The following is a 9,091-nucleotide window of genomic DNA, read 5'->3' on the forward strand; positions in this document are numbered from 1 at the left end:
CTTAAATCCACACTATACGCCATTATAACTCAAATAGCTTATTATACCTTTATCATTTACTTTGGGAAGTACTATACCAGATGTTGATGGCGAAGTTAAACCAAAAAAGAAATTCAAACAATATCCTATAGGCTATTTCCATATTGATATTGCAGAAGTCAGAACAGAAGAAGGAAAGTTATATTTGTTTGTTGCAATAGATAGAACATCCAAATTTACGTATGTTGAGTTGCATAAAAGTGCTACAAAACCTATAGCTGCTGAGTTTCTACGTAATTTGATTAAAATTTTACCATATAAAATCCACACTATTTTGACAGATAACAGTGTACAATTTACCAACCAAAAACGCCATAAATACGCTTTTCAACATATATTTGATAGAGCTTGTGAAGAAAATGACATTGAACACCGTCTAACAAAAGTTAGCCATCCTTGGACAAATGGGCAAGTTGAGCGTATGAACAAAACTTTAAAGAATGCCACTGTTAAGAAGTATTACTATCAGTCTCACCAGCAACTCAAAGAGCATCTTTATGACTTTGTTATGGCCTACAATTATGCTAAAAGACTCAAAACTCTTAAGGGTCTTACACCTTTTGAGTTTATATCTTTACAGTGGACAAAATCTCCTGAATTGTTCATACTAAATCCACACCATCACACTCTGGGACCATACACTCCCTGTGTTTCGTAATATTATACAATCAAATTGATAAAAGCTGTATTATCTCCTTGCAGCATTAAGTGTATATTTTTTGCTATTTTTTCCACTAAGGGAGTAACATTATCAAAATTTGAAAATTTTGATAACACATAATCTGCTAAGCTTCTTTGATCTTCAGGTCTACCCACTCCAAATCTCAAGCGCCAATAATCGTTGCCAATAAAACTATCTATGGATTTAAGTCCATTATGTCCAGCAGAACTACCACCTTTCTTTACTTTTATTCTTCCAAGTTCCAAATCAGCGTCATCGTGTATGACAACGATATTATCTAGCGATAATTTGTAAAAGTTTCGTATTTTTGCAACAGAAATGCCTGAATTATTCATAAATGAATAAGGCTTTATTAACATGATTTTATTATCATTAATTATGCCAGAGGTTATTAGATAATCGGCTTTTTTAGAGAACGACTGGAAATTCCAATATTTGCAGATTGCATCAACGGTGATGAAGCCGATATTATGATGAGTTAGCTCATATTGACTGCCAGGATTACCAAGCCCAACTATCAGGTGCACTATTCCTCTGTTTCTGCTTGAGGTTCTTCAACGTCACTATCGGCAGCAGAAATTGTAACAATGGTAAAATTTTCTTCTTCATGAGCTACAAACTTAACACCTTCTGGTAATTTTACATCATTGATATGTATAGATTGGCCAATCATTTTGCCGGATAAATCAACTTCTATAACCTGAGGTATTTTATCAGGAGAGCATTTAACAGCAATAGAACGACACAAAACATTAAGCACTCCACCTAACTTGATCCCTGGAGCTTTACTTTCATTCACAAATGATAGAGGTATGTCTATTTTAATTTCGCTGCCTTTATCAACAAATTGAAAATCAACATGTTGCACAGTATCCTTTACTACATGCAATTGGATATCGCGAACAAGAGCATATTCCTTTTTGTCCGAAATATTCAGCTCTATCAAATGTGCAGAAAGAGAACCTGATTTATATTGCTTCGTGAATTCCTTTGCAGACAATGTCAAATTTACATTATTATGGCCCTTTCCATATATGATTCCAGGGATGTTTCCTTTCTTCCTTAGAGAATGCATCGCTTTTGTTTTTGTTATATCACGTAACTCTGCATTAATTGTTACTATTTCCTGTTGCGTCATCGGTTACTCCTGTTTAGCTAATCCTTTTAATATAATTTAATAATAATATAACATAAAAATATTTATTTCAAACTTCATTCTTTCATACTAATTGTTTGTGAAAGGATTTATTTGGATATATATTTAAGCTTATTTAACAAGAACTATGGGCATTGACGATAAAGTAGTTTTTAGGATTTATAGACCAACAAGAACTGCAACACAATCTGGTTTAGGTAATACAAATTTCTGGCACCTAAAAATTGAATCTGGTTCTTACTACATTGAACCTTTGATGGGGTGGGTTGGCTCAAAAGATCCAAAAAAACAGATTGTATTAAAGTTTGACTCTCTTGAAAAAGCAGTATTCTACGCAAAAAAACGCAACGTTAAATACGTAATTGAAATGCCAAAAAATGTTAAGAGGCTGCCAAAATCTTACGCAAGCAATTTCATACTAAAGTAAGTTGCACAACAAATGGTGTTATGCAAGTAGCTGACACTGCTCTCCTTTGTTATCCCAGTGCCCAGACACTGGGATCCAGGAATTTTATTAAGTTGGTAAGCATAAAAATAGCTGTTTTACGTTAAAATACAATGTTTTTGATGATTATGGAAAGGCTGGATCCCAGTGTCAAGCACTGGGATGACACCATTTGTTGTAAACTCACTTTTACTCTATGGTTATACTACCTTGCCGCTATCCTGAACGGATACAAAGTAAGTTTTATTGTGATGTGCTCATCTGTAAAAAATAAGACTTAATCTCACTGTTGATCATGGATTTTAAGTTGTGCTAGCACGCTGCGGCCATTTAAAGAGTCAAGATTTTTAACCTGGCTAGCCAGTATTAAAGAGTTATTTTTCAGGTATTTCTTTACAAGGCTTGCAAGCCTTTTTGGATTATTCAAATAGCTCCATTCTGCTTGTAAAACTTTTATATCACTTTGCACTAAATTAATTTCACTTTTTATTTTTATTAGCTCTCTATTTAATGACTGAACATGTAATTTTACCTTAAATAGTCCTACAATGCTAAGAAAAAACATAACTATTGAGATGATGCAGAAAGTTCTCATGACAACCTCTGTATAGCTCTTAGTTTTGCTGAGCGTGAACGCGGATTTGCACTTACTTCTTCTATACTTGCTTCGATCACTTTTTTATTTAGAAGAGAGAATGTCTTGCAATCAGTAGCACATAAATCTTTAAAAAAAGTTTTGACTATACGATCTTCTAAGGAATGAAAGGTGACGACAATTAATTTGCCATTCTCACTTAAAATCTCAGATGCAGCTTTAATGCCCTTTTCAAGTTCTCCCAGCTCATCGTTTACCCATATTCTGATTGCCTGAAATGTTCTGGTTGCAGGATCAATTTTGCTTTTTCCACGAAATACCACGGAACGTACAATATCCGCAAGCTCAAATGTAGTTTTGATAGTTTTCTTCTTCCGTGCATTTACTATTGCTCTTGCGATTTTGCGAGAATGACGTTCGCCTCCGTAGTTATATATAGTATTTGCGATTTCTTCTTCGCGTAAAGCGTTAACAAACGTTGAAGCGTTTATATAAGAAGAGTTATCCATACTCATATCGAGTGGACCATCATGTAAAAATGAGAACCCTCTATCCCCGTTATCAAGCTGCATAGATGAAACTCCGATGTCAAAAACTATTCCATCGATACCTTCAATATTGTTGCTATCTAATAAATTTTTAATATTACTAAACTTCTCAATGAATAGTTTTATTCTATCTGGATATCTAACGCTTAAATCATCATAAAACTTAGTTACCGTTTCATCTCTATCAATTGCATATACTTTGCAATCAGCTGACTCCAATATTGCTTTGCTATACCCTCCAGCTCCAAATGTGGCGTCCACGTATATGCCACCATCCTGCGGTGATAGTAGTGATAGCATCTCTTTTAACAAAACTGGAGTGTGTGTCATATCAAAAAATTTAAGTACAGTTGGTGTAGATATCCTACTCTATTCTACTCTACTCTTCACATCAATTTTATTTATGTACATAGATTTTCTTGCCAAAATATGGTATCTTATCGGAATATATGAGCAATAATATTAAAATCAAGGTTTAATATTGTTAATATAATATTCACATAACGTTCACATTTTTTTTTATATATAAGATCAAACAGGCTATAGGGAAATTATGCAGCAAATAACAAAAGTAATATTTTCAAGTTTGATTTGTAACACTTTATTGTGGTATGACCACATGCTTTTTGGCCACTTAATAAACATAATAGGTGGTGTGTTTTTTCCATCGGATGATCAACTAACCAGCGTATTGAAGGCTTTTGGAATGTTTGCAGTGGGTTTCTTAATGAGACCAGTCGGTGCTGCTATATTTGGTCACATTGGTGATAAACATGGCAGAAGAGTTGCCTTATTGCTCTCGATTATATTAATGACTTTATCAACCGTATTAATTGCTTTTGTTCCAGGTTATCAAAGCATTGGAATACTAGCGTCAATGCTGGTAGTGTGTTTAAGATTATTGCAGGGTATATCTCTTGGAGGAGAAGCAGGAAATGCACCATTTTTAATAGAACATGCTCCTAAAAACAAAAAAGGATTTTTTGGCAGCATTGAAGTATTAAGCGCAATTTTTGGTTCAGTATTAAGCTTGATAGCGGTACTCATATGCAAAAAAGTATCTGATTTTGAATCTTGGGGGTGGAGATTACCTTTCATTTTCAGTTTAGCAATGGGATTAATTAGCATATATATGAGATATATACTTGATGAAAGCCCAGAGTATAAAAGACAAAAAAATCCGTCTAAATTGCCACTAAAAGAGTTATTAAACAATTACAAAAAGCCTGTTCTAATATCAATAGGTATTGACTTGGTTGAAAATGCGTCTCTCTATATATATTTGGTATTTTTCAATGTGCTTACGAATAAAATATTAACAGTAAATACTCATTTTAATCATATAGTGGAAATACTGAGTCAAATTGCGCTCGGAGGATTGACAATATTGTTTGCAATACTTTTTGATAAGGTAGGAAGAGAAAAAGTTATGAAATTTGCATTTATAGCTTTTGTAATAGTGAGTTATCCAGTTTTTTCAATGTTATGTAGTGGCAATTACTTGCTGGCACACATTCTTTTATAATTCCAATAGCTGCATCGCTTGGTCCTGTCAGTGCACTTATGTGCGAATTATTTCCAACAAAGGTTCGGTACAGTGGATTTGGTTTATCAAGAAATATAGCTGCTGGATTTTTTGGCGGCCTTGCACCATTTATATGCACAACAATTATCAAGGTTACAGGACAAGAGACTTCAGCTAGTTTTTACATGATTTTCTGTGCATTAATTGGGCTAGTTGCTATATCGCAAATTAAGGGTGAGCTTTCTTCAAAATTACCCAAAGTAAACCAAGTATAGTTGCAGTATAGCAGAATTTAAAAAAATCTAATTATAAGGTGGGAAATGCCAATTCTTAGGTGATAATGTGAATATTTCAGCACCATCTTTTGTTACTCCAATCGTATGCTCAAATTGAGCAGAAAGTGAAAGATCGCGTGTTGTTACTGTCCAGTCATCGAGTTTACTGAGCAGAGTCTCATGTTTTCCAGCATTAATCATTGGCTCTATTGTAAAAAACATACCTTCCTTCAAGACGAGATTTTCATCTTGATCATAGAAATGCACTACATTTGGTGGAGCATGAAAGACTTTTCCTATACCATGTCCGCAGTAGCTGCGTACGATAGAATATCCAAAATCTCTAATATATTTCTCTATAGCAAGCCCTATTTCATTTAACTTATTGCCGGGCTTAACTTGTTTGATTGCTTCCATCAATGCATGATAAGTAGCGTCACACAAGCGTTTTGCTTTTATTGATGGCTTGCCAACCCAAAACATGCGACTTGTATCACCATGCCAGCCATTTAAAATCACCGTGACATCAATATTTAAAATATCTCCATCTTTAAGTGGTTTATTATCGGGAACACCATGGCACACAACTGCATTTTTTGAAGTGCAAATCGATTTTGGATACCCCCTATAGTTTAGTGGTGCTGGAATTGCACCTGCATTAATTATAAAATCATGACATAGATCATTTAACTCATTAGTTGTCACCCCTACCTTTACGTACGGTGCAATGAAATCAAGAGTTTCAGCAGCAAGCCTGCCAGCCTTGCGCATAAATTCAAAATCTTCTTGTGAGTGTATAGTTATGTTCATATTTTCCATGTCTTATTGTAATTGGTACGCTTACTCGCAAGTACATAAACATAATAATTTTACATATTATAAAAATAAGTCCTATGGATCCTAGTGTCAAGTCATTTGTATGAAAGGTGGTAAAACAGAAATCTAGACTGTAACTTTTGATTTAACCCAATTATACAATTTACTCATTTTACCATCCTGACCTAAAATACCAGAATTATTTTTATAAAAAGTGTCAACTATTAGCTTTATAGAGCCTATAGCAGCAGAAAATACAGGATTTTTATCATATTCGCCATCAAGACCGCTACAAGACTCAGGGCACCCAATTCGAACTTGCTTATTGAATATATAGCCTGCAATTTCCTTCATGCTTGTGAGTTGACTAGTTCCACCTGTGATCACTACTTTATTAATTGGATCTTTCTGCTCTTGAAATTGCTCTCTTACCATTTCAAGTATTTCTTCAACTCTTGGTCTTATGATGTTAATAAGCTCAGATTTGAATACTTGAGTAGGTTCATCATTTTCGTTGTTTTGCATTGTAATGTACTCATTCTCATCTATTGAAGTTACGATAGTGCTACCATACAGTATTTTTATATACTCTGCACGTTCTATGCTTGTGCATAGCCCGTAAGCAATATCTCGAGTGATATGAACGCCACCAATTGGAACGCTGCTTGCATACACAAGTTTCCCTCTTTTGAAAATTCCAATTGCAGTGCACCCACCGCCTATATCAACAATAGCAGTCCCGAGCTCTTTTTCATCTTCACTGAGACACGCAAGACCTGCAGAATATGCAGAAGCAATACAACCTGCCATATTTAATCCACCATTATTGGTAATACAGTTTTCAATATTGGTAAGCGCTGGACGCGAAGCAGTGACAACATTAACATCAGCAGATAGTCTTTTTCCGTACAATCCACCAACTTCTTTTATGTCAGTCATGTCATCTAAGTGATATTTCAGTGGTATATTGTGAATGATAACATTTTCTTCAATATATTTCTCAAACGTCTGAAAAACTACACGTTTTATATCCCGGTCAGAAATTTCATGATTAGCTGCAATAATTTCATTATGTACATTGAAAGATGAGATGCCACATCCAGCAATGCTCACATATATCTGGTCTATAGTTTCCTCTGACACTTGCTCAGCTAAACCTATAGTTGATGAGATGGAGTAATTTGCGTGTTTTACATTAGTTATCGACCCACCGTTTACACCTTCTGCAATCTTATAACCCGTTCCTGTTACTTTATAGCTGAAGTTGCCATTTATCTTAACGATTAGACAAATAATCTTTGTTGTACCTATGTCTAAAACAGCAAAAACGTTTCTCTTTGGTTTTGCTATTACTGCAGAGTACATTAGTTAACCTTATTACGCAATTTCATTTAAATTGTAGCTTTCTTTAATAATTTATATTTCTATTATAGATATAGCAACATTTTAATATACACTAAATTCTGGACAAAAGGAAAAGCAAAACATAGAATTATAATTTTTATGTCCATATTACCAATTGTAATTGCCCCTGATGAAAGACTAATCACACGTGCCAGTGAAGTAACAGATATAAACGATAAAATTAAAGAATTAGTAAACGACATGTTCGAAACTATGTATGATGCAGAAGGTCTTGGCCTTGCTGCAGTGCAAGTTGGAGTGTTAAAGAGAATTTTTGTTGTGGATGTTCAGCTAGAAACAATTGAAAATGAGCCAGTAGGGTATGAATCGACTGGCAAATTTTATATGATTAACCCTGAAATTACGGAATTATCCGATGAACAAGTAATTCTCAAAGAAGGGTGCCTTTCAATTCCAGAGCAAAGCTATGAAATTAAGCGTCCAAAATATTTGACTGTGAAATATAAGGATTTAAATAATGAGGAACAGACGCTAAAAGCTTGCGGCTGGCTTGCAAGGTGTATTCAGCATGAATTAGATCACTTAAACGGCATATTATATATTAGACATTTATCTAAATTAAAGTATGATATGGCCATGAAAAAAGCACAAAAGGTTAAAAAGCATTATGAGCAATAAAGACCTAGAATTATTAAAATTTTACCATGAAGTGGGCGTTGATTGCACACTAATGGAGGGTGAAGAGGAAAAAAAATTGGAGAGCAAAGAGAGTGTACAACCCTCTGTTATCCAAACTGGGACCAAGAAGAAAGATGCAGATACGCGCTGGGGTGACACTAAAGATGGAAAAGACATGTTTCCAAGTGACTGGATAATCGAAGCAAGGAAACTTGCAAGCAAATGTAATAGTGTGGATGAACTAAGAAGTGCAGTTGAATCATTTGAAGGTTGTGAGATAAAAAAAACTGCAACTAATACTGTCTTTTCCGATGGTAATCCAAACGCAAAAATTATGCTTGTTGGTGAAGCTCCAGGGGCAAATGAAGACCTTCAAGGCATACCATTTTGTGGTGCAAGTGGAATGTTGCTCGATAAAATGTTAAATGCAATCAATCTTGATCGCACTAAGGTATACATAAGCAATACTGTATTTTGGCGCCCACCTGGCAATAGAAAGCCAACCGACCTAGAGCTTGATATGTGCAGACCATTTGTTGAGAAGCATATTGCACTAGTTTCACCACAGATTTTGGTTTTAGTTGGTGGAATTGCGTGTTATAGCCTTCTTGACAGCACAAAAACTATATCGAATTTGCGTGGTAGATTTCATACGTACACTAACCAATATTTGTCCAATTCAATCACCACAGCCGCTATATTTCATCCAGCTTACCTACTTCGCCAACCGGCACAAAAACGTTTAGCCTGGGAGGATTTGAAGAAGATTAGGGAGTATCTTGATAACACCAATAACTGTACGAATACTTAACACCACTGGTGTCGGAAAGTAGCCCGCAGAAACGAAAAAACTTGCTTGACAAACTCCGCCAGCCCCCTTATCATAAAATTGAAGCTATTGTATTTGCTTTCGCCAATCTGCAGATTAAAAGGTAAGGATTACTTAATGTATCGGCGTCTTATGTTC

9 protein-coding genes and 2 pseudogenes are annotated in these 9,091 nt (G+C 34.9%); 5 read left to right on the forward strand and 6 right to left on the reverse strand.

Going from position 1 to position 9,091, the window contains the following annotated elements; all coding sequences use genetic code 11:
* Positions 1-67 precede the first annotated feature (67 nt).
* Positions 68-697: pseudogene (locus WOCAOBSORBRA_RS04595) on the forward strand (IS481-like element ISWpi4 family transposase); the annotation flags it as partial.
* Positions 698-699: 2 nt separating this feature from the next.
* Here WOCAOBSORBRA_RS04595 and pth read toward each other — a convergent pair.
* Together pth and WOCAOBSORBRA_RS04605 are read right to left on the reverse strand one after the other, a co-directional pair.
* The gene (gene pth, locus WOCAOBSORBRA_RS04600; RefSeq protein WP_155968827.1) at positions 700-1,248 is read right to left on the reverse strand and encodes an aminoacyl-tRNA hydrolase; all 549 of its coding nucleotides are present in this window, start codon (positions 1,246-1,248) and stop codon (positions 700-702) included.
* On the reverse strand, positions 1,248-1,859 hold the full coding sequence (locus WOCAOBSORBRA_RS04605; protein ID WP_174516031.1) for a 50S ribosomal protein L25/general stress protein Ctc: 612 nt from the start codon (positions 1,857-1,859) through the stop codon (positions 1,248-1,250). The genes pth and WOCAOBSORBRA_RS04605 overlap by 1 nt, the downstream gene beginning before the upstream one ends.
* 145 nt (positions 1,860-2,004) lie before the next feature.
* Here WOCAOBSORBRA_RS04605 and WOCAOBSORBRA_RS04610 point away from each other — a divergent pair, with 145 nt between their 5' ends.
* Positions 2,005-2,304 carry an NADH dehydrogenase ubiquinone Fe-S protein 4 gene (locus WOCAOBSORBRA_RS04610; RefSeq protein WP_155968823.1) on the forward strand — a complete coding sequence of 100 codons (300 nt, stop codon included), beginning with the start codon at positions 2,005-2,007 and terminating at the stop codon, positions 2,302-2,304.
* 301 nt (positions 2,305-2,605) lie between these two features.
* Here WOCAOBSORBRA_RS04610 and ftsL read toward each other — a convergent pair whose 3' ends face one another.
* Together ftsL and rsmH are read right to left on the reverse strand one after the other, a co-directional pair.
* The gene (gene ftsL, locus WOCAOBSORBRA_RS04615; protein WP_007548286.1) at positions 2,606-2,917 is read right to left on the reverse strand and encodes a cell division protein FtsL; all 312 of its coding nucleotides are present in this window, start codon (positions 2,915-2,917) and stop codon (positions 2,606-2,608) included.
* Positions 2,914-3,795, reverse strand: coding sequence for a 16S rRNA (cytosine(1402)-N(4))-methyltransferase RsmH (gene rsmH / locus WOCAOBSORBRA_RS04620; protein ID WP_007548285.1), 882 nt, complete (start codon positions 3,793-3,795; stop codon positions 2,914-2,916). Before rsmH ends, ftsL begins: the two co-directional genes overlap by 4 nt.
* A gap of 223 nt (positions 3,796-4,018) precedes the next feature.
* On the opposite strand from rsmH, the pseudogene WOCAOBSORBRA_RS04625 reads away from it, so the two are divergent.
* Positions 4,019-5,265, forward strand: a pseudogene (locus WOCAOBSORBRA_RS04625) (MFS transporter).
* A gap of 27 nt (positions 5,266-5,292) precedes the next feature.
* On the opposite strand, the gene map reads toward WOCAOBSORBRA_RS04625, so the two are convergent.
* Together map and ftsA are read right to left on the reverse strand one after the other, a co-directional pair.
* Positions 5,293-6,075 carry a type I methionyl aminopeptidase gene (map, locus tag WOCAOBSORBRA_RS04630; protein WP_155968820.1) on the reverse strand — a complete coding sequence of 261 codons (783 nt, stop codon included), beginning with the start codon at positions 6,073-6,075 and terminating at the stop codon, positions 5,293-5,295.
* A 132-nt stretch (positions 6,076-6,207) separates the two neighbouring features.
* Positions 6,208-7,446 (reverse strand): cell division protein FtsA, encoded by a 1,239-nt coding sequence (gene ftsA, locus WOCAOBSORBRA_RS04635; RefSeq protein WP_155968818.1) that lies wholly within the window; start codon positions 7,444-7,446, stop codon positions 6,208-6,210.
* A 138-nt stretch (positions 7,447-7,584) separates the two neighbouring features.
* Between ftsA and def the strand changes: the two genes are divergently transcribed.
* Positions 7,585-8,124: a peptide deformylase gene (def, locus tag WOCAOBSORBRA_RS04640; protein WP_174516032.1), complete on the forward strand. Its 540-nt coding sequence runs from the start codon at positions 7,585-7,587 to the stop codon at positions 8,122-8,124.
* A complete protein-coding gene (locus WOCAOBSORBRA_RS04645) occupies positions 8,114-8,935 on the forward strand; it encodes a uracil-DNA glycosylase (protein WP_174516033.1) in 822 nt (273 codons plus the stop codon). The genes def and WOCAOBSORBRA_RS04645 overlap by 11 nt, the downstream gene beginning before the upstream one ends.
* The last annotated feature ends 156 nt before the right edge of the window (positions 8,936-9,091 follow it).

The organism is Wolbachia endosymbiont of Cardiocondyla obscurior (genome assembly GCF_902713635.1).
In the GTDB taxonomy this organism is placed as follows: domain Bacteria; phylum Pseudomonadota; class Alphaproteobacteria; order Rickettsiales; family Anaplasmataceae; genus Wolbachia; species Wolbachia pipientis.

Bases quoted from the DNA above. Each gene is read 5' to 3' on its own strand.
- WOCAOBSORBRA_RS04605 (WP_174516031.1), bottom strand. From the start codon at position 1,859: ATGACGCAACAGGAAATAGTAACAATTAATGCAGAGTTACGTGATATA.
- WOCAOBSORBRA_RS04610 (WP_155968823.1), top strand. From the start codon at position 2,005: ATGGGCATTGACGATAAAGTAGTTTTTAGGATTTATAGACCAACAAGA.
- ftsL (WP_007548286.1), bottom strand. From the start codon at position 2,917: ATGAGAACTTTCTGCATCATCTCAATAGTTATGTTTTTTCTTAGCATT.
- rsmH (WP_007548285.1), bottom strand. From the start codon at position 3,795: ATGACACACACTCCAGTTTTGTTAAAAGAGATGCTATCACTACTATCA.
- map (WP_155968820.1), bottom strand. From the start codon at position 6,075: ATGAACATAACTATACACTCACAAGAAGATTTTGAATTTATGCGCAAG.
- ftsA (WP_155968818.1), bottom strand. From the start codon at position 7,446: ATGTACTCTGCAGTAATAGCAAAACCAAAGAGAAACGTTTTTGCTGTT.
- def (WP_174516032.1), top strand. From the start codon at position 7,585: ATGTCCATATTACCAATTGTAATTGCCCCTGATGAAAGACTAATCACA.
- WOCAOBSORBRA_RS04645 (WP_174516033.1), top strand. From the start codon at position 8,114: ATGAGCAATAAAGACCTAGAATTATTAAAATTTTACCATGAAGTGGGC.